Genomic DNA, 21,589 nt, shown 5'->3' with positions numbered 1-21,589 from the left:
GTCAGTCCTCGGCGGCCCGCCTGGCCCGCGCCCGCCGCTTGCCCTCGTGCATCGCGGCCACCCGGGCGACCGGGATCGCGTGCCCCTCGGTCACCAGGTCGGCGGGCAGCTCCTGCGGACCGGGCAGCAGCGCCGTCCACGGGTCGCCGTCGCCGAGCCGCTGCACCGCCGTCCGGACGGTGACGTCGCCGGGCCGCAGCGCGGGCAGGTCCGCCCAGGCGACCGGCGCCGACACCGGCAGGCCGGGGCGGATCCGCGGGCTGTAGGCGGCCACGATCGTCGAGGAGCCCGAGCGGGTGGAGTCGAGGAAGACCCGGCCGTGCCGGTCCTCCTTGATGTAGGCGGTGGTGGCCAGGTCCGGGTCCAGCGCCGCGGCGCGGGCGGCCAGCGCGCGGGTCGCGGCGGCGGCGTCCTCCGGCCCGACGCCGCGCACCGGGACGACGACGTGCACGCCCTTGGACCCGCTGGTCTTCACCGCCCCGGTGAGCCCGGTGTCGGCCAGCGCCCGCCGCACCAGGTCCGCCGCCTGCACCACGACGTCGAACCCGGCGTCCTCGGGCGGGTCGAGATCGAGCACGATGCCGGTCGGCGCGGTCTCCGCACCGGCGACGAAGAACGGGACGTGGAACTCCACGGCGCGCTGGTTGGCCAGCCACAGCAGCGTGCGGCGGTCGTCGCAGAGCACCTGGTGCACCTCGCGGTGCGCGCCGAAGGACCAGACGGCGACGGTGCGCACCCAGCCGGGGGCGCCCTTGGGGACGTCGCGCTGCACGAACGGCTGCTGGCCCGGGCGCACCCGCTTGACCGTCAGGGGTCGGCCGGCCAGCTGGGGCACCAGGCGGTCGGCGAAGCGGTCGAGGTGGTCGACCAGGTCGCCCTTGGTGACCTCGAGCCCGTCGCCCAGCGGCGCGTCGAGGCTGGTCAGCCGGACGCCGTCCCGTTCGTCGTCGACCACCGGCCCACCGTGCCCGCCGGCGTCGGGCGGGGCAAGGGCGGGCCGGTCCCCGGGGCGCGGCGCGTCGTCCTCCCCCACCGCAGCGGGTCCTCCCGCACGTCCCACCGTGCGGGAGGACGCCCGACGATCAGGTGACCTGATCCCGGCGCACCCCGACGCGCGCCCCCGCCGTCAGACGTCGTACGTGGCGCCGGGCCGCACCAGCTCGGCGGCGGGGAACACCGACCGGGCGGCGGCCAGCTGCGCGGCCGGGTCCACCCAGGCCGGGACGTGGGTGACCAGCAGCCGGCGCACCTGCGCGGCGGCCGCGGCCTCGCCGGCCTGGCGGCCGGTCAGGTGCAGGTCGCGGGGCTGGTCGTCGCCCTCGGGCTCGGCGGCCTCGGCCAGCAGCACGTCCGCGCCGCGGGCGAGGTCGACCACGGCCCGGCTGGGGCCGGTGTCGCCGGTGTAGACGAGCGAGGAGCCGTGCGCGGTCAGCCGGACGGCGTGGCACTCGACCGGGTGCGCGGTGCGGGTGGTCTGCACGGTGAACGGCCCGAGCACGGCCGAGACCGGGGTGACGGCGAAGTCGAAGACGTCGGTCAGCGGGGCACCGCCGGAGTCGTAGACCTGCTGCAGCCGCTCCTGGGCGCCGGCGGGGGCGATCAGCGGCACGCGGCGGCGCGAGGAGCGACCGGAGTAGCGGTGCCAGACGACCATCGGGACGACGTCGAGGCAGTGGTCGCCGTGCAGGTGGGAGAGGTAGACCGCGTCGACGGTGTCGGGGTCGGCCAGCGCCTGCAGCGCGCCGAACGCGCCGTTGCCCAGGTCGAGCAGCAATCGGAAGCCGTCGTGCTCGACCAGGTAGCAGGACGCGGCCGACGTCGGGCCGGGGCCGCTGCCCGAGCAGCCGACCACCGTCAGCCTCACGCCGCACTCCCCTGACCGACGGTCCCCTGCACGCTCCCCATGGCGGGCGTCAGGCTAGCCGCCGGGCCGCAGGAGGGAGCCCGCGGGCACCGACAGCACGCCGTCGGCCCAGGACAGTCCGGTGAGGTCGGCGACGACGACGTCGGCGCCGGCCCCCAGCGCCCGCGCGCCGACGCCGAGGACCCGCGCGCCGGCCGCCCTGCCCGCGGCGATGCCGGCCGGGCTGTCCTCGACCACGACGGTCTCCTCCGGCGGCACGCCCAGCAGGCGGGCGCCGAGCAGGTAGCCCTCGGGGTCGGGCTTGCCGGTGCGCACGTCGGCGCCGCTGACCAGCGCACCGGGCAGCGGCAGCCCGGCGGCGCGCAGCCGGGTCGCGGCCAGCGCGGGCGTGCCGGAGGTGACGACCGCCCACACCGACGGGGGCAGGGACGCCAGCAGCTCGGCCGCGCCCGCGACGGCGGGCACCGTCCCGGCGTCCTCGAGCTCGTAGCGGTCGATGAGCGCCGTCGCGGCGGCCCGCCGGGACTCCGGGACCAGCGCGGCGACGGTGTCGGCCGACCGCCGGCCGTGGACGACGGCCAGCACCTCGGCCGGCACGAGGTCGTGCTCGGCGGCCCAGCGCGACCAGGAGGCGGTGACCGCGGCTTCGGAGTCGACCAGGACGCCGTCGTTGTCGAACAGCAGGCCCCGGGCGGGGATCTGCCGGGTCAGGCCCAGAGCTGACCCTCCAGGGCGGAGGTGGCCTCCTCCAGCGTGCCGGCGTAGGCGCCGGTGGACAGGTACTTCCACCCGCCGTCGCAGACGACGAACACGATGTCGGCCCGGCGCCCGGCGGCGACCTCGCGGTCGGCGACGCCCAGCGCCGCGTGCAGGATGGCGCCGGTCGAGATGCCGGCGAAGATGCCCTCGCGCTCGACGAGCTGGCGGGTGCGGTGCAGGGCGTCCTCGGGGCCCACGGAGAACCGCGAGTCCAGCAGCTCGGGGTCGTAGAGCTCCGGGATGAACCCCTCGTCGATGTTGCGCAGCCCGTAGACGAGCTCGCCGTAGCGCGGCTCGGCGGCGATGACCTGCACGCCGGGCTTGTGCTCGCGGAAGTAGCGCGAGCAGCCCATCAGCGTGCCGGTGGTCCCGAGGCCGGCGACGAAGTGGGTGATCGAGGGCAGGTCGGCGAGGATCTCCGGGGCGGTGCCGGTGTAGTGCGCCTCGGCGTTGGCCGGGTTGCCGTACTGGTAGAGCATCACCCAGTCGTCGTGCTCGGCGGCCAGCTCCTTGGCCATCGCCACGGCCTGGTTCGAGCCGCCGGCGGCCGGTGAGCTGATGATCCGCGCCCCGTACATCTCCAGCAGCTGGCGGCGCTCGACGGAGGTGTTCTCCGGCATGACGCAGACCAGCCGGTAGCCGCGCTGCCGGGCCACCATCGCCAGCGAGATGCCGGTGTTGCCGCTGGTCGGCTCCAGGATGGTCGCGCCGGGGGTGAGCGAGCCGTCCTTCTCCGCCGCCTCGATCATCGAGATCGCGGCGCGGTCCTTGATCGACCCGGTGGGGTTGTGGTCCTCGAGCTTGGCCCACAGCCGCACGTCCCGTGTCGGCGACAGGGAGGGCAGCCCGACCAGCGGGGTGCCGCCGAGGGAGTCGACGAGGGAGGCGAAGCGGGCCATGCGCGGGGCTCTTCCGGGAGACGGGGAGGGACGGTGCGGCGCTGCCTCAGCAGCCGCCGGCGACCGCCGGGAGGATGGTGACGGAGTCGCCGTCCTTGACCTGCGTGTCCAGGGCGCCGGTGAAGCGCACGTCCTCGTCGTTGACGTAGACGTTGACGAAGCGGTGCAGCGTGCCCTCCTCGGTCACCAGGCGGCCCTTGAGACCGGGGTGCTTGGCGTCGAGGTCGTCGACGAGCGCGGCCAGGGTGTCCCCGCTGCCCTCGACGGTCTTGTTGCCGCCGGTGTGGGTGCGCAGGATGGTCGGGATCCGGACCTCGATGGCCATGGCGTGCGGTTCTCCTCGGGGGGACGGGGACGTGCGGGAGCGCCTCGGGGCGCGTGTCGGTGGAGGTAACGCCGGGGACCGGGCGGTGATTCCGTCCGGTCGGCCCCCTCACAGGGCCCCGCGGCGTGCGGAGCGCGTCGTGGGTGGTGAGGGGGTCCGTGCTCAGTCGTAGACGACGGTGGTCGGCGAGTGGCCGAACAGGTAGGACTCGACGACCTCGACGTCCTCCTCGCTCACCTCGCCGTCGACGATGCGGAAGCTGCGGAACTCGACCTCGTCCCCGGCCAGGCCGGTCTCCCGGCCGTGGTGCCGGGTGGAGACGAGGACGTAGTGCGCGTTCGGCTCGGAGGCGTAGCTGACGTCGGTGCGCGACGGGAACGCCTCGGTGGCGGTGTGCGAGTGGTAGATCACCACCGGCTCCTCGCCCCGGTCGTCCATGTCCCGGTAGAGGCGCAGCAGGTCGGCCGAGTCGAACTCGTAGAACGTCGGCGACCGGGCGGCGTTGAGCATCGGGACGAACCGCTCGGGACGGTCGCTGCCCTCGGGTCCGGCGACGACGCCACAGGCCTCGTCCGGGTGGTCCTCCCGGGCGTGGGCCACGATGGCGTCGTAGGTCGCGCGGTCGATGCGCAGCACGCCCTGCAGTCTAGGCGGCGTCCCCGTCGCTCCCGGACGACGGTCGCCCGGCCGCCGACCGCTAGCGTGCGGACCCGTGGTGGTCGAGCTGCTCATGGTCGCCGGGGTGCTGCTCGTCGCGCTGCCGGCGCTGTGGCTGGGTGCCCGGGGGCTGACCCTGCGCAGCGGCCACTACAGCAGCGACGACTCCGCCGACCGCGCCTCGCTGGTCCTGCTGGTCACCGTCCGCCTGCTGGTGCTGCTGCTGGTGCTGGCGCTCACCGCGGTCACGCTCCTCTCCGCGGTCGGGGCGGTGGTCCGCGACCTCGAGCTGCCGGGGCTGGTCCCGGTGTTCTTCCTGCTCGACCTGCTGCTGGCGACGCTGGTGCTGCTCACCTTCGGGCGTCGCGCGCGGCGGCGACCGCGTCGACGAGCGACCCCTGCAGCGCGGTGAGCCAGTAGTAGACGGCCAGCTGCTGCCCCTCGTCACCGACCGGGTCCTCCGGCGGCTCGGTCTCCTCGGTGACGCCGATCCGCTCCCCCAGCGCCAGCCGCAGGTCGTTGGTGGTCCGCAGCCAGGCGCCGGCCTGCTCCCGGTCCAGCCGCACCTCCCCCCCGCCGTCGGGCAGGGTCGCGCGGACGGCGGCGAGGTCGTCGGTCTTGCCGCTGCGCAGCGCGGTCTCGGTCAGCTCGCGGTAGTCCGCGGCCAGCTCGGGGTCGCTGCGGTGCCCGGCCGGCAGCAGCCGGGCCATCACCGGGTCGCCCTCGACGTCGTCGGGGTCGGCGGTCAGCAGCTGCTCGAGCTGGTCGAGCAGCAGCCCCAGGACGCCGGACTCGGCCGGCTCGAGCCGCGCGACGACGTCCTTGCCCTTCCGGCGGAACGGCCTCATGCGTCCTGCTGGTAGGTGGCCCACAGGCCGTAGGCGTGCAGCCGGCTGGTGTCGTGCTCCATCCGCTCCCGCGGGCCGGAGCTGACCACGGCCCGGCCGTCGTTGTGGACCTGCAGCATGAGGGTGGTCGCGGTGGGCTCGTCGTAGCCGAACAGCTCGCGCAGCACGTGGGTCACGTAGGTCATGAGGTTCACGGGGTCGTTCCAGACGATGGTCACCCACGGGCGGTCGAGGTCCTCGACCTCCTCGACCGTGGGGTCGGTCGTCCGGCTCGGGGCGAGTGGTCCGGCCACGGGGACCACCATAGGACGGCCCCCGTCCCGCCTCCCCCGGTGCGGTCGCCGCGACCGACCTAGGCTCCCGTGCCATGCCGACGGGTCCCGCGCTGCTCACCGACCGGTACGAGCTGACCATGGTCGCGGCCGCCCTGGCCGACGGCACCGCCTCGCGCGACTGCGTGTTCGAGGTCTTCGCCCGGCGGCTGCCGCACGGCCGCCGCTACGGGGTCGTCGCCGGCACCGGCCGGCTGCTGGAGCTGCTCCCCCGCTTCCGGTTCGGCGACGACGAGCTCGCCACCCTGCGCGAGCAGGGGCTCACCGACTCCCGGCTGCTGGACTGGCTGGCCGACTTCCGCTTCTCCGGCGACGTCGACGGCTACGCGGAGGGCGAGCTGTTCTTCCCCGGCTCGCCGGTGCTGACGGTGCGCGCGCCGTTCGCCGAGGGGGTCCTGCTCGAGACGCTGGTGCTCTCCGTGCTCAACCACGACAGCGCGATCGCGTCGGCGGCGGCGCGCATGGTGGCCGCGGCCTGCGAGCGGCCGTGCATCGAGATGGGCTCGCGGCGCACCCACGAGCAGGCCGCCGTCGCCGCGGCGCGCGCCGCCCACCTGGTCGGCTTCGTCTCCACCTCCAACCTGGAGGCCGGCCGGCGCTACGGCGTGCCGACGACGGGCACCAGTGCGCACGCCTTCACGCTGCTGCACGACGACGAGGCCGCGGCCTTCCGCGCGCAGGTCGACACGCTGGGCGTGGGCACCACGCTGCTGGTGGACACCTACGACGTCGCCAAGGGCATCGCCACCGCCGTCGAGGTGGCCGGCCCCGGGCTCGGCGCCATCCGGCTGGACTCCGGTGACCTGCCGACGCTGGCCACCGCCGCGCGCCGCCAGCTCGACGAGCTGGGCGCCACCGGGACGCGGATCATCGTGACCAGCGACCTCGACGAGTTCGCCATCTCCGGCCTGATGGCCGCCCCCGTCGACGGCTACGGCGTCGGCACCTCGCTGGTCACCGGGTCCGGCGCGCCGACGGCGGGGATGGTCTACAAGCTGGTCGAGCGCGACGGGGTGCCGGTGGCCAAGCGCTCGGAGGGCAAGAACTCCACCGGCGGGCGCAAGTCCGCCGTCCGCCGGCACGACCCCGACGGCACGGCGACCGCCGAGGTGGTCAGCAGCGGGCCGGTCGAGGCGCGCGACGGCGACCGGCAGCTGCTCGTCCCCCTCGTGCGCGGCGGCGAGGCGGTGGCGCCGTCGTCGCCGGCCGAGGCGCTGTCGGCGGCCGCCGCGCACCACCGGCGGGTTCGGGAAGCCCTGCCGCAGGAGGCATGGGCGCTCTCCCGCGGGGAACCGGTGCTGGAGACGGTGAGCTCGTGAACGGGGGTCCGCGGTGAGGCGCGCGCTGCTGGTGGTCGACGTGCAGAACGACTTCTGCGAGGGCGGCAGCCTGGCCGTCTCCGGGTGCTCGGCGGTGGCCGCGGCGATCACCGAGCACCTGCGGGACGCCACGTACACCCACGTCGTCGCCACCCGCGACCACCACGTCGACCCCGGCGGCCACTTCGCCGACGAGCCGGACTTCCTCGACACCTGGCCACCGCACTGCGTGGCCGGCACCGAGGGAGCCCAGCTGCACCCGGCGCTGGACCGGTCGCGGCTGGAGGCGGTGTTCGACAAGGGCGAGTACGCCGCGGCCTACTCCGGCTTCGAGGGCCTGGCCGACGGCGTGCCGCTCGCCGACTGGCTGCGCGAGCGCGGGGTGGAGGCCGTGGACGTCGCCGGGATCGCCACCGACCACTGCGTGCGCGCCACTGCCCTGGACGCCGTCGCCGAGGGCTTCGCCACGCGGGTGCTGCTGCACCTGACCGCCGGGGTGGCGCAGGCCTCCACCGACGCCGCCCTCGACCAGCTCCGCACGGCCGGCGTCGAGCTGGCGGGCGCCGTCCACACCCCCTCGAGGTGAGCCCTGCCCCGAGGTGAGCCGCCCTGCGCAGGACGGCGGGCCGACCGCGGGGCAGGAGGCACCACCGCGCGCCGCCCACCGCAGCCAACAGCGCGACGGAGGCACTAGAGGGCGTCGAGGACCTCGTCGCGGGTGAAGCCGAGGACCTGCAGGACCGCGTCGAGGTAGGGCTGGTTGAGCGCGGCGTGGGCCTGCTCGCGCACGACCGGCTTGGCGTTGAACGCGATGCCCAGACCCGCGGCGTTGAGCATGTCGAGGTCGTTGGCGCCGTCGCCGACGGCGACCGTCTGGTCCAGCGGGATCCCGTGCTCGGCGGCGAAGCGCGCCAGCGCGCGGGCCTTGCCGGCGCGGTCGACGATCTCCCCGACCAGCCCCCCGGTCAGCGTCCCGTCGGCCACCTCGAGGGTGTTGGCCGCGGCGAAGTCCAGGCCGAGGGACCGCGCGAGCGGGTCGGTGATCTGCGTGAAGCCGCCGCTGACGATCCCGCAGCGGAAGCCGAGCCGCTGCAGGGTCCGGATCAGCGTGCGCGCCCCGGGGGTGAGCTCCAGGTGCTCGCGCACCTCGTCGAGGACCTCCACCGGCAGCCCCGCGAGGGTGGCCACCCGCGCGCGCAGCGACTCGGCGAAGTCCAGCTCGCCGTTCATCGCGGCGGCGGTGATGCGGGCGACCTCGGCGGCCCGGCCGGCGCGGGCGGCCAGCTCGTCGATGACCTCGCCGCGCACCAGGGTCGAGTCGACGTCGAGGACGATCAGCCGCTTGCTGCGGCGGGCCAGCCCCACTTGCTCGACGGCGATGTCGGCGCCCGTGGTGCTGGCGACGACGGCCAGCGCGGTGCGCAGCTCGGTCGCCTCGGCGCCGGAGACGGTCAGCTCCAGGGCGGTGACCGGGTGGTCGGAGAGCCGCCGGATCGCGTCGATGTTGCCCCCGACGCCGGCGATGGCGGTGGCCGCGCCCGCGACCGCGCCCGGGGGCACCCGCCGGCCGAGCAGGATGACGTGGTGCGGCCGGCCCGGGCGGGCGCCGTCGGGACCCCGGTCGGAGGCCGACTCGACCGCCACCTGCACCCCGGTGGCCGCCGCGACGCCGGCTGCCAGCCGTCCCAGCCCGGCGAGGAACCCCTCCTCGTCGGCCGGCCCGTCGGCCGGCAGCGCCGCGACGACGACGCCGAGGACCAGGTGCCCGTGCACCACGACCTGCTCGACGTCGACCACCTCCACGGGCGCGACGCCGGCACCGCCCTCGGCCAGCGCGCCGAAGAGCCGTGCGGTCACCCCCGGCCGGTCGGCGCCGGTGACCGTGAGCAGCGCGCGGGGCCCCGCCTCGGCGGACTGCGGACGGACGCGGGGTGCGGGGTCGAGCGGCACGGCGGCCATCGTGCCGCACCGGCGCGCCCGTCCCGGCAGCCGGTGGGGGCCGGCTGCGCACACGGCGACCGCCCCGGCCACGGGACCGCCCGGACGCGGCGACGCCCCGCCGGCCGGAGCCGACGGGGCGTCGCAGGTGACGGGATCGCGCAGCGATCAGAAGGGGTCGGGGTCGTTCGGCCCCTGCCGGGGGCCGGTGCCCTCGGCCAGCTCGCTGACACCGGCGTAGGGCTCGTGACGCTTGCCCACGTGCGCCTCGCGGTGCAGCCGCTCGATGAGGTGCGGGTAGTGCGCCTCGAACGCCGGGCGCTCCGACCGGATCCGCGGGATCTCGGTGAAGTTGTGCCGCGGCGGCGGCGAGGACGTGGCCCACTCCAGCGAGTTGCCGTGGCCCCACGGGTCGTCGCGCAGCGCGAGCCGCCCGTACTTCCACGACTTCACCACGTTGTAGAGCCACGGGATGGTCGAGGCGCCGAGGATGAACGACCCGATCGTGGAGATCACGTGCAGGGTCGTGAAGCCGTCGGTGGGCAGGTAGTCGACGTACCGGCGCGGCATGCCCTCGGTGCCCAGCCAGTGCTGGACCAGGAACGTCGTGTGGAAGCCGATGAAGACCAGCCAGAAGTGCAGCTTGCCCAGCCGCTCGTCCATCATCCGGCCGCTCATCTTCGGGAACCAGAAGTAGATGCCGGCGTAGGCGGCGAACACCACGGTGCCGAAGACGACGTAGTGGAAGTGGGCGACGACGAAGTAGCTGTCGTTGACGTGCCAGTCCAGCGGCGGGCTGGCCAGGAGGACGCCGGTGAGGCCGCCGAGGAGGAAGGTCACCAGGAAGCCGATCGAGAACAGCATCGGCGTCTCGAAGGTCAGCTGGCCGCGCCACATGGTGCCGATCCAGTTGAAGAACTTGATGCCGGTGGGAACGGCGATCAGGTACGTCAGGAAGGCGAAGAACGGCAGGAGGACGGCGCCGGTGGCGTACATGTGGTGCGCCCACACCGTCAGCGACAGGCCACCGATGAGCAGCGTCGCGCCGACCATGCCCTTGTAGCCGAACAGCGGCTTGCGCGAGAACACCGGGATGATCTCGGTGATGATGCCGAAGAACGGCAGCGCGATGATGTAGACCTCGGGGTGGCCGAAGAACCAGAAGAGGTGCTGCCACAGCATCGGACCGCCGTTCTCGTCGGAGAAGACGAGGGCGCCGAGGTTGCGGTCGGCCAGCATGCCGAGCAGCGCGGCGGTGAGGATCGGGAAGGCCAGCAGCACCAGCAGGCTGGTGACCAGCGTGTTCCAGGTGAAGATCGGCATCCGGAACAGGGTCATGCCCGGCGCGCGCAGGCAGACGATCGTGGCGGTGAAGTTGACCGCGCCGAGGATGGTGCCCAGACCGCTGACCGCCAGACCGGTGAACCACATGTTCACGCCGGCGCCGGGGGTGTGCACGACGTCGGAGAGCGGGGCGTAGGCGTACCAGCCGAAGTCGGCGGCGCCGCCGGGGGTCAGGAAGCCCGAGACGACGATGATGCTGCCGAAGAAGAACAGCCAGAACGAGAAGGCGTTCAGCCGCGGGAACGCGACGTCGGGCGCACCGATCTGCAGCGGCATGATCAGGTTCGAGAACGCGAAGAACAACGGCGTCGCGAACATCAGCAGCATGATCGTGCCGTGCATCGTGACGAGCTGGTTGTACTGCTCCGGCGAGAGGAACTGCAGGCCGGGCTGCCCCAGCTCACCGCGGATCAGCATGGCCATGAAGCCACCCACGATGAACCAGGCGAAGGCGGTGGCCATGTACATCAGGCCGATGGTCTTGTGGTCCGTGGTCCGCAGCAGGTTCGAGAGCCGCGCACCCCGCTGGACCTCGCGAGCCGGGCTCGGCCGGCTCACGATCGGTGCAGGCGCGATCGTCACGGCCGCAGCTTAGACCGTGCGCGGCCGACCCGTCGGGGCCGACCGGGCGGGCGCGCCGGTCCGCCGAGCGCCCGGGGAGGGCCGTTACCGATCCGTCATGATCAATCCGGGTTTCCGCCCTGCTCAGGAGGGGAACAGGAGCGTCTGGCCCTGGAGATCCCAGGACGCCGGCCGCCTCGGCCAGCACTCACGGGAGGTCCACCGTGGAGATCCTCTGGAACATCATCGTCCTGATCGTGGTCGGCGCCATCGCCGGCTTCATCGCCCGCGCCGTCGTCCCCGGCAAGCAGTCCATGAGCGTGGGCATGACGATCGTGCTCGGCATCATCGGCTCGCTCGTCGGCAACCTGCTCGGCAGCCTCATCTTCGAGGGGCGCTTCGAGCTGGGGACCTCGGGGATCATCGGCTCGATCATCGGCGCCATCGTGGTGCTGCTGGTCTACGTGTTCGCCACGCGGGGACGCGCCCGCAGCACGCGCGTGTGACCTGCGGGGCCCGTTGACGGCCCCGCGGTGAGTCCTCCCGGAGGGGCCCGGCCGGATCGGCCGGGCCCCTCCGTGCGTCCGGGGGTCAGCCCGTCCAGGTGGTGACGTCGACGGCGAGGGTGACCCGCACCCGCGGCGGCAGACCGGCCACCGCCGCGGCCAGCCGGCCGGGCGCCAGGTGGCGGGCGTGCGGACCCATCCCCACCACCGCGGCGACGGCGCGGTGGTCGAGCTCGAGGTGCTCCCGGTGCGCCACCGCCCCCGCCGGCCGCAGGTGCGGCTCCAGCGAGCCCGCCAGCCGGGCGGCCTTGTCCGGGTCGACCCGCAGCAGCCCCAGCGGCCCGACGAGCTCGGCGAGGTGGTCCGGGGCCGGCGTCGCCACCACCAGCCGGCCACCGGGGCGCAGCACCCGGGCGGTCTCGGCCCCGTTGCGCGGGGCGAAGACCACCAGCACCCGGTCGACGACGCCGTCGCGCACGGGCAGCCGCGCCCAGGTGTCGGCGACGACGGCCAGTGCGCGCGGCGAGGCGCCGGCGGCGCGGCGGGCGGCGAAGCGCGAGGAGTCGAGCACCACGCCCACGGCCCCGGACAGCCGCTCGAGCACCCCGGCGAGGTGGTGGCCGGTGCCGCCGCCGAGGTCGAGCACGGACCCGACCGGGTCTCCCCCCGCGGCGACGGCGTCGGCCAGCACGCGGGTCAGCCCGGCGTACGTGCCGGCCGCCAGCACCTCGGCCCGGTCGGCGACCATCTCCGCACTGTCGCCCGAGGGCGGGGTGTGCCCCGGGGGCAGCAGCGTGACGTGGCCCTGCCGCGCCCGGTCGAAGGAGTGCCCGGCCGGGCAGCGCAGGCCGGCGTCGCCGGGCAGCGCCGACAGGGGCGCCCCGCACACCGGGCAGGCCAGCAGCGCGACGGCGCCCGGCGGCCACGGTCGCCGGCTCACCGGACGACGGGGTGGAACGTCACCGCGGTGAGCGCGCCGCGGTCGGCGACGGCGGTGAGGAAGGTGCCGTGGGGCTGGCGGCGGCGGTCGGTGGGCGACCCGGGGTTGAGCAGCCGCAGGCCGGTGCCGGTGGTGCTGTCCCACGGGATGTGGCTGTGGCCGAAGAACAGCACGTCGGTGTCGGGGAAGCGGGCGGCGCAGCGGCGCTCGCGGCCCTTCGCGTCGCCGGTCTCGTGGACGACGGCGATCCGCAGCCCCTCCACCTCGGCGCGGGCGACCTCCGGCAGTCGCTCGCGCAGCGGGCCGTGGTCGTTGTTGCCGTGGACGGCGAGCAGCCGGCGCGAGCGGGCCTCCAGCAGGTCCAGGAGGGCGACGTCGACCCAGTCGCCGGCGTGCACGACGAGGTCCGCCGCGTCGACGGCGTCCCAGAGGGAGTGGGGCAGGTCACGTGCGCGCCTGGGCAGGTGCGTGTCGGACGTCACCACCAGCGAGAGGGGCACCGGACCATCGTCGCAGGGCACTACGTTGCGTACGGCCGATGCCCCGGTCCACCCCCGCACGAGTCCCGAGGACCCACATGAGCCACCCGTCGTCCACGTCCGCGGACACCCCGGCCGCGGAGCCCTACGAGAAGCGCTGGTTGGCCCTCGGCGTCATCGCGATGACCGTCCTGCTGGTCATCCTCGACGCGACGATCGTCAACATCGCCCTGCCCGCCGTGTCCGCGCCCGAGTCCGAGGGCGGCCTGGACATCAGCGCCGCGACCCAGCAGTGGATCGTCACCGCCTACACCCTCACCTTCGGCGGCTTCCTGCTCCTCGGCGGCCGCATCGCCGACTTCTGGGGCCGCAAGCGCACCTACCTCGTCGGCGCGGCCGGCTTCGCCGTCGCCTCGGCGGTGGGCGGCCTCGCGCAGAACGAGGCCATGCTCTTCGGCGCCCGGGCGCTGCAGGGCGTCTTCGGCGCGCTGCTGGCGCCGGCCTCCCTGGCCCTGCTCACCGTGCTGTTCACCGACCCGAGGGAGCGGGCCAAGGCCTTCGGCGTCTACGGCGCGATCGCCGGTGGCGGGTCGGCGGTCGGGCTGCTGCTCGGCGGGGTGCTGACCGAGTACGCCGACTGGCGCTGGTGCTTCTGGGTCAACCTGCCGGTGGCGCTGCTGGCCATCGCGCTGGCCATCCCGATCGTCCCGGAGAGCAAGGCACCCGGGGACACGAGGTACGACATCCCCGGCGCCGTGCTGGTGACCCTGGGCCTCGCGTCGATCGTGTACGGGTTCACCCGGGTCGCCGAGGCGTCGCAGACCAACGCCGCCGAGACCGCGGCCGCCAACGCCCAGGCGGCCGCCCAGGGCAGTACCTCCCTGCTGACGCCCGAGAGCGGCTGGACCGACGGCCTGGCGTGGGTGTTCATCGTCGCCGGCCTGGTGCTGGTGGCGCTGTTCGTGCTGCTGGAGCTGCGCACCCGCAACCCGCTGCTGCCGATGCGCATCGTCCTCGACCGCAACCGCGGCGGCGCCTACCTGACCTCCACGCTGGTCGGCGCCGGGCTGATCGGGGCGTTCTTCTTCCTCAGCCTCTACTTCCAGCAGGTGCTCGGCTACACGCCGGTGCGGGCGGGGCTGGCCTCGCTGCCCACCACCCTCGGCGTCTTCGTCTCCGCCGGCGCCGCCAGCGCGCTCACCCCGCGGCTGGGCCCCAAGCCGCTGATGGTGGTCGGCGGACTGCTGGCCGCGGCCGGGCTGTTCACCCTGTCGTTCGTCGGGCTCGACACCAGCTTCTGGACCCTGCCCTTCCCCGGGCAGCTGCTGCTGGGCCTGGGCCTGGGCTTCACGTTCGTGCCGCTGTCCAACCTGGCGCTCGTGGGCGCCGGGGAGCAGGACGCCGGCGCCGCCAGCGCGGTGCTCAACGCCACCCAGCAGGTGGGCGCCTCGATCGGCACCGCCGTCCTCGCCTCGCTGTCGGTCGGTGCCATCAGCGCCTACACCGCGGACGCGCTGTCCTCGGGGGCGAACCCGCAGGACCCGACCGTGGGCCTGCAGGGCCAGGTGGAGGGCTACACGACGGCGTTCACCTGGGCGGCGGCCCTGCTGGTCGCCGGCTCGATCGTGGCCGGCCTGCTGATCAAGGCGACCAGGGACGACGTCCCCACCGGCGACGGCGTCGTCCACGTCGGCTGACGAAGGACCCCGCTGCCCCCCACGCCTCGCTCCGCTCGGCGCGGGCCCCTGCAGCGGGGCCGTTCCAGCCGGTCACCTGCGGGCTGCCATCGCCCGGAGCCGGGCGTTGTAGGCCTCGAGCTCGGCGTCGTCGGTGCGGGCGGCCACCCGGTCGATCCGGCGGCCGCGGCGCTCCTCCGAGCGCATCCAGCTCGCCAGGACGACGAGCAGGACGAGCACCGTCGGCAGCTCGCCGAAGGACCAGGCGATGCTGCCGGCGGTGTTCTGGTCGGTGAGCGGGTCGACGCCCCAGCCGGCCGGCGGGTCGGCGAAGGTCCGGACCACCAGCGACGACGACATCATGATCGCGACACCGAAGAAGGCGTGCAGCGGCATCGGGATGAGCAGCTCGAGCATCCGGCCGGCGTGGCCGACCTGCCGGGGCCACGGGTCCTGCGCCAGGATCGGCCCGAAGAACAGCAGCCCGGTCACGGTGAAGTGGGCGAGCATGAACTGGTGCCCGAGCGGGTCGCCCATGAGGGCGTCGAAGACGGGCGTGAAGTAGACGCCGTAGAGGCTCACCAGGAACAGCGGCAGCGTGAACAGCGGGTGCGAGAGGAAGCGGGCCACCCGGCTGTGCAGGGCGTCGAGCAGCAGCGCCCGCGGCACCCCGGCCACTCCCCTCCCCCGCGGCAGCGCCCGCAGCGCCAGGGTCACCGGGCGGCCGAGCAGCAGCAGCAGCGGTGCCACCATCGACAGCACCATGTGCTGGGCCATGTGCACGCTGAACAGCACCATGCTGTAGCCGTTCAGCCAGGTCCCGGTGACGGCGAACAGCGACAGGCAGCCGGCTCCCCACGACACCGTGCGCCACCACGGCCAGGCCACGCCCGTGCGGCGCAGCCGCACCGTGCCGACGAGGTAGGCGAGCAGGCCGAGCAGGGCGAGCACCGGCAGCACCGACCACGCGTCCAGGTGCGGCAGGAACAGCCGTCCCCACGTGGGTGGTTCGCCGGGCACCCACATGCCCGAGTGGTGCCCGTGCTCCACCTGTACCTCCGGTCCTCCGCGTCGCCCTCCACTGTCCCACCTGGTGGGGAGATGGAACGGCCGTCCTTCAGGGTCCCGCGCCGAGCCTGCGAGGCGTGGGGGAAGGGTGGTCCTTCCTCAGTCGTGGACGGGGGCCTCGTGCCCGGCGTGCGCCTCGGCCTCGATCTGGAAGGTGCAGTGGGCGACGTCGAAGTGGTCGCCCAGGCAGCCCGACAGCGCGTCGAGCACCCGCCCGCCGTGGCCGGCGGCCAGCGCCTCGTCGGTGACGACGACGTGCGCCGACAGCACCGGCAGGCCCGAGGTGATCGTCCAGGCGTGCAGGTCGTGCACCCCGACGACGCCCTCCACCCGGAGGATGTGGGCGCGGACGGCGTCGAGGTCGACGTCGCGCGGTGCGGCCTCGAGCAGGACGTCGAGGGACTCCCGCAGCAGCGTCCAGGCCCGCGGCAGCACCAGGGCGGCGACCAGCAGGGCGGCGACGGTGTCGGCCGGCGTCCACCCGGTGAGGGCGACGACGGCGCCCGCGAGCAGCACCGCGACCGAGCCGAGCGCGTCGCCGAGCAGTTCCAGGTGGGCGCCGCGCACGGCCAGCGACCCGCGGCGGCGGTGCAGCAGGGCCAGCCCGGCGAGGTTGGCCAGCAGCCCCGCGGCGGCGACGACGAGCACCACCGCCGGGTCGATCTCCGGCGGGTCGCCGATGCGGCGGACGGCCTCGACGACCACCACGACCGCGACCCCGGCGAGCAGCAGCCCGTTGGCGACGGCGGCCAGGATCTCCACCCGCTGCCAGCCGAACGTGCGCCGGCCGCGGGCGGGGCGCTGGGCGAGGGTCACCGCACCGAGGGCCAGGCCGATCCCGAGCGCGTCGGTGGCCATGTGGCCGGCGTCGGCCAGCAGCGCCAGCGACCCGGACACCAGGGCGCCGACGACCTCGGCCGCGAGCACCGCGAGGGTGAGCAGGAGGACGGCCGCGAGCCGGCCGCGGGAGGCGCCGGCGGCGGTGCCGTGGTCGTGCCGGTGCCCGGCTCCCACCCGCCCCACCTCCCCTCGGTCTCCCCCCGCAGTGTCCCCGGACGGCGGCGCCCCCCTGCCCGGACCTGCCGGGAGGGGGCGCGCCGGGACGGGGTCCCGACCACGAGACGGCTACGCGACGGTGACGCCGCGCTCCTGCAGCCACGGGATCGGGTCGATCTTCTGCCCGTCGATGCCGCCGACGTGCACCTCGAAGTGCAGGTGCGGCCCGGTCGACTGACCGCGGTTGCCCAGCAGGGCGATGGTGTCGCCGGCGCGGACCACCTGGCCGGGCTGCACGAGGATCTCCTCCATGTGCCCGTAGACGGTGACGTCGCCGTTGTCGTGCTGGACGTAGACGGCGTTGCCGTACCCGCTGGCCGGGCCCGCCTCGAGGACGACGCCGTCGGCGGCCGCGTACTCGGGGGTGAGCATGGGGGCGGCGAGGTCGATGCCGGCGTGCAGGGTGCCCCAGCGGGCGCCGAACGTGCTGGTGAGCCGGCCGCCGGCCACGGGCAGGACGGCCTTCGGCCGGGCGGCCTCCGCGGCCGCGGCGGCGGCTGCCTCGGCGGCGACCCGGTCGGCCTCGGCCTGCGCCTGGGCGGCCGCGGCGGCCTCGGCCTCGCGGGCGTTGCGGCTGGCGGTCACCTCGCCGAGCGCGGCGGCGTCGGCCTGCGCGGCGGCCTCGGCGGACAGGTCCTCGCGGTCGAGGCCGAGCTCCTCGGCGACGCTGACCGAGTGGCTCACCGGCTCGGGGTCGTGGGCCCGGGCCACGCCGTCGCCGGCGGAGGTGGCGCCCACGGCCAGGGCGCCGACGAGCGCGGCGGCGAGGTAGAAGGCCGGGCGCCGGCGCGGCACCCGCAGCCGGGAGCGCCGAGGAGAGGTCGTGCCGGGCCCGTCGGCGGGGCGGACCTCCGCGGGCGGGGTGTCCTCGGTGGGTCCGGCGACGACGGCCAGCGCCTGGGCGTCGGCGGCCTCGACGAGCTCGGTGGTGTCGGCCACGGCGGTCACCGGCTCGGCCGCGAGGACCTCCTCGACGAGGTCGGCGGGCGCGGCGCCGCCGTCGCCCCGGGAGGGGTCGACGACGACGTTGCCGGTGAGGACGATGGTCCGGACCTCGAGGCCGCCCGCGTCGCGGGTCGGCGTGGACTCCCCGGTCGAGGACGTCTCCCCCGGACGTCCCTGCGGGGTCGTGCGCTGGGCCGCCGTCCCGCTCGGGGAGCGCCGCCGCGAGGGCGACGCCGCCGGAGCCGTGCGGAGGGTGCCGGCCGCGGTCGGTCGCGGGGCCGTCCCTCCGTCGAGGAGGCGGTCGTGGTGGAGCTCGGTCATGCACCTGACTTCCGTCGGGGACAGGGACGTCGTGCGGTGCCCGGGGGAGCGGGCGGGGCCCATGTAAACACGCCGTGATGTTTTCGTGATCTGACGACCGGGGTACAGAAGGCCGTTGGTGTGGTGTCGGCCACGGGACGACGCGGACGTCTCTCCACGCAGCGGTTACCTCTTCTGACTCAGAGTGACCGACGCGCCGCATGGGTGCGCTGACCAGGCGCGACGAGGCTCACGTGGGGCAGGAGCCGGAAGCAGACCCCCTTGACGAGGACCCGAGGAGCCCACTCATGCGCGCAGTCACCTGGCACGGACGTGCCCACGTCCAGGTCGACACAGTCCCGGACCCGACGCTGCAGGAGGACACCGACGTCATCGTCGAGATCACCTCCAGCGGCATCTGCGGGTCGGACCTGCACCTGATCGAGGTGATGGCGCCGTTCATGTCCACCGGCGACGTCATGGGGCACGAGCCGATGGGGATCGTGCGCGAGGTCGGCTCCGCGGTGACCGCGGTAAAGCCCGGCGACCGCGTCGTCGTTCCGTTCAACATCTCGTGCAACACCTGCTGGATGTGCTCGCAGGGCCTGCAGTCGCAGTGCGAGACCACGCAGAACCGCGAGCAGGGCTTCGGCGCCTCGCTGTTCGGCTACACGAAGCTCTACGGGCAGGTGCCCGGCGGGCAGGCCGAGTACTTGCGGGTGCCCTTCGGCAACACGCTGCCGATCAAGGTCCCCGACGGGCCGTCCGACGACCGCTTCGTCTACCTCTCCGACGTGCTGCCCACCTCCTGGCAGGCGGTGCAGTACGCCGCGACCCCGCCCGGGGGCACACTGCTGGTGCTCGGCCTCGGCCCGATCGGTGACATGTGCACCCGCATCGCCGCCCACCTGGGCCAGCGCGTCGTCGCCTCCGACGTCGTCCCCGAGCGGCTGGCCCGGGCCACCGCCCGGGGCACCGAGGTGATCCGCTCCACCGACCAGGACGACGTCGTCGGCGCGATCCGCGACCTGACCGACGGCCGCGGGCCGGACGCGGTCATCGACGCCGTCGGCATGGAGGCGCACGGCTCCCCCCTCGCGCAGATCGCCCAGAAGGCGAGCGCCGTCGTCCCCGACGCGATCATGGCGCCGGTGATGAAGGTCGCCGGCATCGACCGGCTGGCCGCCCTGAACACGGCGATCGAGGCCGTCCGGCGCGGCGGGACCATCTCGCTGTCCGGGGTCTACGGCGGGGCGACCGACCCGATGCCACTGTCGAAGATGTTCGACAAGCAGATCCAGCTGCGCATGGGCCAGGCCAACGTGTGGCGCTGGGTGCCCGACATCCTGCCGCTGCTGCTCGAGGGCGACCCGCTCGGCGTCGACGACTTCGCCACGCACCGCGTCCCGCTGGAGCAGGCGCCACAGGCCTACGCGGACTTCCGCGAGAAGAAGGACGGCGCGGTGAAGGTGCTGCTGCAGCCCTGACCGTGAGCAGGACCACCGGCCGCGCGGGGCATGTCCCGCGCGGCCGGCGCCTTGCCGTTGGATAGGACAACCACTCCGGACGACGACGTCCGCACCGCCCCGTCCGCCGTCGTCCCCAGGAGTCCCCCTCGTGCCCCGCGGTCTGCTCGCCCTCGCCATCGGCGCCTTCGGCATCGGCACCACCGAGTTCGTGGTGATGGGCATGCTGCCTGAGATCGCCGACGGCCTCGGCGTCTCGGTGTCGGCCGTCGGCCTGCTCATCTCCGCCTACGCGATCGGCGTCGTGCTCGGCGCCCCGACGCTGACCGCACTCGGGGTGCGCTTCCCGCCCCGGCAGACGCTGGTCGCGCTGATGGTCGTCTTCGTCGTCGGCAACGCGCTGTCGGCGCTGGCGCCCACCTACGAGACGCTGGTCGCCGCGCGGGTGCTCACCGCCCTGGCGCACGGCTCCTTCTTCGGCGTGGGGGCGGTGGCCGCGCGCCGGCTGGTCGCGCCCGAGCGGGCCACCCAGGCGATCTCGCTGATGATCACCGGCCTCACGCTGGCCAACGTCGTCGGCGTCCCCCTGGGCACGCTGGTCGCCCAGCAGCTGAGCTGGCGGCTGGTCCTCGGCGGCATCGCCGTCGTCGGGCTGGTCACCATCGCCGGGCTGCTGGCCTGGCTGCCGGCCGGTGTCGGCGAGCGCGGTGACCTGCGGTCGGAGCTGGCCGCGTTCCGCCGCGCGCAGGTGTGGCTGGTCCTGGCGCTGACCATGCTGGGGTTCGCCGCGCTGTTCGCCGTCTACAGCTACGTCACGCCGATCCTGACCGAGCTGGCCGGCCTGTCGGCGGGCTGGGTGACGCCGGTGCTGGCGCTGTTCGGCGTGGGCACCACCGTGGGCACGCTGGCCGGCGGGCGGCTGGGCGACCGCTTCGGGTTCGCCTTCGTCGCCGTCGGGCTGCTGACCACCGCCGGCCTGCTCGTGGCCTTCGCGCTGCTCGCCGGCACCCCGGCCGCCGCCGTCGTCCTGCTCGTGCTCTTCGGCACCGTCGCCTTCGCGATGGGCCCGGTGGTGCAGAACGGGGTCATCGAGGCCGCCCGGGTGCGCGGCGGGACGCTGGTGTCGGCGGCCAACCAGGCGGCGTTCAACGTGGCCAACGCGATCGGTGCCGCCCTCGGCGCGCTGGTCCTCTCCCTCGACCTCGGCTACACCGCGCCGATCTGGGTGGGTGCCGGGCTGGCCGTCGTCGGCACCGGCCTGGCGCTGCTCGTGCGGCGGGCCGACCTGCGCGAGCGCGCACGGGTCGACGCCGACGTCCGGCAGTGGCGCCGTGCGGTGGGCGACCGGCTCGACACGGCGGCCTGAGCGACGGCCCGACCCGACGGTCGGCCGCCGCCGGCACGGGTAGGAGGCGGGCATGACGACCGCCGACAGGTCAGGACAGTTCGCGCTCGGGGACCGCACGGTCCACCGCCTGGGCTACGGGGCCATGCAGCTGGCCGGGCCGCACGTCATGGGCCCGCCCGCGGACCGTGACGCCGCCGTCGCCGTGCTCCGCCGGGCCGTGGAGCTCGGCGTGGACCACCTCGACACCAGCGACTACTACGGCCCGCACGTCACCAACGAGATCATCCGCGAGGCGCTGCACCCCTACCCGGAGAACCTGACGATCGTCACCAAGGTCGGCGCGCGGCGGACCCCCGACGGCGGGTGGCCCGAGGCGCTCTCCCCCGAGGAGCTGCGCTCGGCGGTGCACGACAACCTCGAGCACCTCGGCGTCGACGTCCTCGACGTGGTGAACCTGCGGATGCCCGGCCAGGCCACCCCGGTCGAGCGGTCCCTGGCCGAGCCGTTCGGGGCGCTGGCGCAGATGCAGCAGGAGGGCCTGATCCGCCACCTCGGCGTCTCGCACGTGACGACGCAGCAGTTCGCCGAGGCGCGCGCGATCGCCCCGGTGGTGTGCGTGCAGAACCACTACAACCTCGTGCACCGCGACGACGACCCGCTGGTCGACGCGCTCGCCCACGAGGGCATCGCCTTCGTGCCCTACTTCCCGCTCGGCGGGTTCACCCCCCTGCAGTCGGCGGCGCTGGAGACCGTGGCCCGGCGGCTGGAGACCACGCCGATGCAGGTGGCGCTGACCTGGCTGCTCGCCCGCTCGCCCAACGTCCTGCTGATCCCGGGCACCGCGTCGGTGGCGCACCTGGAGGAGAACCTGCAGGCGGCGATGCGGGTGCTCGGGCCCGCCGAGCTCGAGGAGCTCGACCGGATCGGCGGCACCGGGGAGCCCGACGTCGACCTCTGAG

23 protein-coding genes are annotated in these 21,589 nt (G+C 74.7%); 8 read left to right on the top strand and 15 right to left on the bottom strand.

Annotated elements, in window-relative coordinates:
* Position 1: 1 nt before the first annotated feature.
* The 6 genes from ACI780_RS02580 to ACI780_RS02555 form a co-directional block, all read right to left on the bottom strand.
* Complete coding sequence (locus ACI780_RS02580; protein ID WP_457000631.1) at positions 2-955, bottom strand: DNA polymerase domain-containing protein; 954 nt, start codon at positions 953-955, stop codon at positions 2-4.
* Positions 956-1,126: 171 nt separating this feature from the next.
* Positions 1,127-1,864, bottom strand: coding sequence for an MBL fold metallo-hydrolase (locus ACI780_RS02575; protein WP_457000630.1), 738 nt, complete (start codon positions 1,862-1,864; stop codon positions 1,127-1,129).
* A gap of 54 nt (positions 1,865-1,918) precedes the next feature.
* Positions 1,919-2,653 carry an HAD-IA family hydrolase gene (locus ACI780_RS02570; protein WP_457000629.1) on the bottom strand — a complete coding sequence of 245 codons (735 nt, stop codon included), beginning with the start codon at positions 2,651-2,653 and terminating at the stop codon, positions 1,919-1,921.
* Positions 2,572-3,522, bottom strand: a complete 951-nt coding sequence (locus ACI780_RS02565) for a PLP-dependent cysteine synthase family protein (protein WP_456870330.1) — start codon at positions 3,520-3,522, stop codon at positions 2,572-2,574. Before ACI780_RS02565 ends, ACI780_RS02570 begins: the two co-directional genes overlap by 82 nt.
* A 46-nt stretch (positions 3,523-3,568) precedes the next feature.
* Entirely contained in the window at positions 3,569-3,847 is a 279-nt protein-coding gene (locus tag ACI780_RS02560; protein WP_456870329.1) for a MoaD/ThiS family protein, read from the bottom strand.
* A gap of 162 nt (positions 3,848-4,009) precedes the next feature.
* Positions 4,010-4,483, bottom strand: coding sequence for a Mov34/MPN/PAD-1 family protein (locus tag ACI780_RS02555; RefSeq protein WP_089406222.1), 474 nt, complete (start codon positions 4,481-4,483; stop codon positions 4,010-4,012).
* A 76-nt stretch (positions 4,484-4,559) separates the two neighbouring features.
* Here ACI780_RS02555 and ACI780_RS02550 point away from each other — a divergent pair, with 76 nt between their 5' ends.
* Entirely contained in the window at positions 4,560-4,916 is a 357-nt protein-coding gene (locus ACI780_RS02550; RefSeq protein WP_457000628.1) for a hypothetical protein, read from the top strand.
* Here the strand turns inward: ACI780_RS02550 and ACI780_RS02545 are convergent.
* Positions 4,855-5,352 carry a DUF2017 family protein gene (locus tag ACI780_RS02545; RefSeq protein ID WP_456870326.1) on the bottom strand — a complete coding sequence of 166 codons (498 nt, stop codon included), beginning with the start codon at positions 5,350-5,352 and terminating at the stop codon, positions 4,855-4,857. The genes ACI780_RS02550 and ACI780_RS02545 overlap by 62 nt on opposite strands.
* Positions 5,349-5,645: an ATP-dependent Clp protease adapter ClpS gene (gene clpS / locus ACI780_RS02540; RefSeq protein ID WP_456870325.1), complete on the bottom strand. Its 297-nt coding sequence runs from the start codon at positions 5,643-5,645 to the stop codon at positions 5,349-5,351. The genes ACI780_RS02545 and clpS overlap by 4 nt, the downstream gene beginning before the upstream one ends.
* A gap of 74 nt (positions 5,646-5,719) precedes the next feature.
* On the opposite strand from clpS, the gene ACI780_RS02535 reads away from it, so the two are divergent.
* Together ACI780_RS02535 and ACI780_RS02530 are read left to right on the top strand one after the other, a co-directional pair.
* The gene (locus ACI780_RS02535; protein ID WP_456870324.1) at positions 5,720-7,003 is read left to right on the top strand and encodes a nicotinate phosphoribosyltransferase; all 1,284 of its coding nucleotides are present in this window, start codon (positions 5,720-5,722) and stop codon (positions 7,001-7,003) included.
* Positions 7,004-7,016: 13 nt separating this feature from the next.
* Positions 7,017-7,589, top strand: a complete 573-nt coding sequence (locus ACI780_RS02530) for a nicotinamidase (protein WP_456870323.1) — start codon at positions 7,017-7,019, stop codon at positions 7,587-7,589.
* A 104-nt stretch (positions 7,590-7,693) separates the two neighbouring features.
* On the opposite strand, the gene serB is transcribed toward ACI780_RS02530, so the two are convergent.
* Together serB and ctaD are read right to left on the bottom strand one after the other, a co-directional pair.
* On the bottom strand, positions 7,694-8,962 hold the full coding sequence (serB, locus tag ACI780_RS02525) for a phosphoserine phosphatase SerB (protein WP_457000627.1): 1,269 nt from the start codon (positions 8,960-8,962) through the stop codon (positions 7,694-7,696).
* A 147-nt stretch (positions 8,963-9,109) separates the two neighbouring features.
* On the bottom strand, positions 9,110-10,867 hold the full coding sequence (ctaD, locus tag ACI780_RS02520) for an aa3-type cytochrome oxidase subunit I (RefSeq protein WP_456870321.1): 1,758 nt from the start codon (positions 10,865-10,867) through the stop codon (positions 9,110-9,112).
* Between the two features lie 203 nt (positions 10,868-11,070).
* On the opposite strand from ctaD, the gene ACI780_RS02515 reads away from it, so the two are divergent.
* Entirely contained in the window at positions 11,071-11,352 is a 282-nt protein-coding gene (locus ACI780_RS02515; RefSeq protein ID WP_457000626.1) for a GlsB/YeaQ/YmgE family stress response membrane protein, read from the top strand.
* An 85-nt stretch (positions 11,353-11,437) separates the two neighbouring features.
* Here ACI780_RS02515 and ACI780_RS02510 read toward each other — a convergent pair whose 3' ends face one another.
* Both ACI780_RS02510 and ACI780_RS02505 read right to left on the bottom strand, forming a co-directional pair.
* The gene (locus tag ACI780_RS02510) at positions 11,438-12,292 is read right to left on the bottom strand and encodes a putative RNA methyltransferase (protein WP_457000625.1); all 855 of its coding nucleotides are present in this window, start codon (positions 12,290-12,292) and stop codon (positions 11,438-11,440) included.
* Positions 12,289-12,792, bottom strand: coding sequence for a metallophosphoesterase family protein (locus ACI780_RS02505; protein ID WP_457000624.1), 504 nt, complete (start codon positions 12,790-12,792; stop codon positions 12,289-12,291). Before ACI780_RS02505 ends, ACI780_RS02510 begins: the two co-directional genes overlap by 4 nt.
* A gap of 77 nt (positions 12,793-12,869) precedes the next feature.
* Here ACI780_RS02505 and ACI780_RS02500 point away from each other — a divergent pair, with 77 nt between their 5' ends.
* Positions 12,870-14,468, top strand: coding sequence for an MFS transporter (locus tag ACI780_RS02500; protein WP_456870317.1), 1,599 nt, complete (start codon positions 12,870-12,872; stop codon positions 14,466-14,468).
* Between the two features lie 72 nt (positions 14,469-14,540).
* Here the strand turns inward: ACI780_RS02500 and ACI780_RS02495 are convergent, their stop codons facing one another.
* From ACI780_RS02495 to ACI780_RS02485, 3 genes are all read right to left on the bottom strand, one after another.
* The gene (locus tag ACI780_RS02495; RefSeq protein WP_456870316.1) at positions 14,541-15,497 is read right to left on the bottom strand and encodes a cytochrome c oxidase assembly protein; all 957 of its coding nucleotides are present in this window, start codon (positions 15,495-15,497) and stop codon (positions 14,541-14,543) included.
* A 117-nt stretch (positions 15,498-15,614) separates the two neighbouring features.
* Entirely contained in the window at positions 15,615-16,529 is a 915-nt protein-coding gene (locus ACI780_RS02490) for a cation diffusion facilitator family transporter (protein ID WP_456870315.1), read from the bottom strand.
* Positions 16,530-16,640: 111 nt separating this feature from the next.
* The gene (locus ACI780_RS02485; RefSeq protein WP_456870314.1) at positions 16,641-17,837 is read right to left on the bottom strand and encodes a peptidoglycan DD-metalloendopeptidase family protein; all 1,197 of its coding nucleotides are present in this window, start codon (positions 17,835-17,837) and stop codon (positions 16,641-16,643) included.
* Positions 17,838-18,124: 287 nt separating this feature from the next.
* On the opposite strand from ACI780_RS02485, the gene ACI780_RS02480 reads away from it, so the two are divergent.
* The 3 genes from ACI780_RS02480 to ACI780_RS02470 all read left to right on the top strand — a co-directional run bounded on the left by ACI780_RS02480 (position 18,125) and on the right by ACI780_RS02470 (position 21,588).
* Entirely contained in the window at positions 18,125-19,303 is a 1,179-nt protein-coding gene (locus ACI780_RS02480; RefSeq protein WP_456870313.1) for an alcohol dehydrogenase catalytic domain-containing protein, read from the top strand.
* A gap of 130 nt (positions 19,304-19,433) precedes the next feature.
* Positions 19,434-20,648 (top strand): MFS transporter, encoded by a 1,215-nt coding sequence (locus ACI780_RS02475; protein ID WP_456870312.1) that lies wholly within the window; start codon positions 19,434-19,436, stop codon positions 20,646-20,648.
* Positions 20,649-20,700: 52 nt separating this feature from the next.
* On the top strand, positions 20,701-21,588 hold the full coding sequence (locus tag ACI780_RS02470) for an aldo/keto reductase family oxidoreductase (protein ID WP_456870311.1): 888 nt from the start codon (positions 20,701-20,703) through the stop codon (positions 21,586-21,588).
* Position 21,589: the final 1 nt, after the last annotated feature.

Source organism: Geodermatophilus sp. SYSU D00814 (assembly GCF_054050055.1).
This window is presented reverse-complemented; position numbering and strand designations above follow the sequence as displayed.

Excerpts from the sequence above, each read along its gene's own strand:
- ACI780_RS02565 (WP_456870330.1), bottom strand. The coding sequence starts at position 3,522 with ATGGCCCGCTTCGCCTCCCTCGTCGACTCCCTCGGCGGCACCCCGCTG.
- ACI780_RS02560 (WP_456870329.1), bottom strand. The coding sequence starts at position 3,847 with ATGGCCATCGAGGTCCGGATCCCGACCATCCTGCGCACCCACACCGGC.
- ACI780_RS02545 (WP_456870326.1), bottom strand. The coding sequence starts at position 5,352 with ATGAGGCCGTTCCGCCGGAAGGGCAAGGACGTCGTCGCGCGGCTCGAG.
- ACI780_RS02535 (WP_456870324.1), top strand. The coding sequence starts at position 5,720 with ATGCCGACGGGTCCCGCGCTGCTCACCGACCGGTACGAGCTGACCATG.
- serB (WP_457000627.1), bottom strand. The coding sequence starts at position 8,962 with ATGGCCGCCGTGCCGCTCGACCCCGCACCCCGCGTCCGTCCGCAGTCC.
- ACI780_RS02500 (WP_456870317.1), top strand. The coding sequence starts at position 12,870 with ATGAGCCACCCGTCGTCCACGTCCGCGGACACCCCGGCCGCGGAGCCC.
- ACI780_RS02485 (WP_456870314.1), bottom strand. The coding sequence starts at position 17,837 with ATGACCGAGCTCCACCACGACCGCCTCCTCGACGGAGGGACGGCCCCG.
- ACI780_RS02480 (WP_456870313.1), top strand. The coding sequence starts at position 18,125 with ATGCGCGCAGTCACCTGGCACGGACGTGCCCACGTCCAGGTCGACACA.
- ACI780_RS02470 (WP_456870311.1), top strand. The coding sequence starts at position 20,701 with ATGACGACCGCCGACAGGTCAGGACAGTTCGCGCTCGGGGACCGCACG.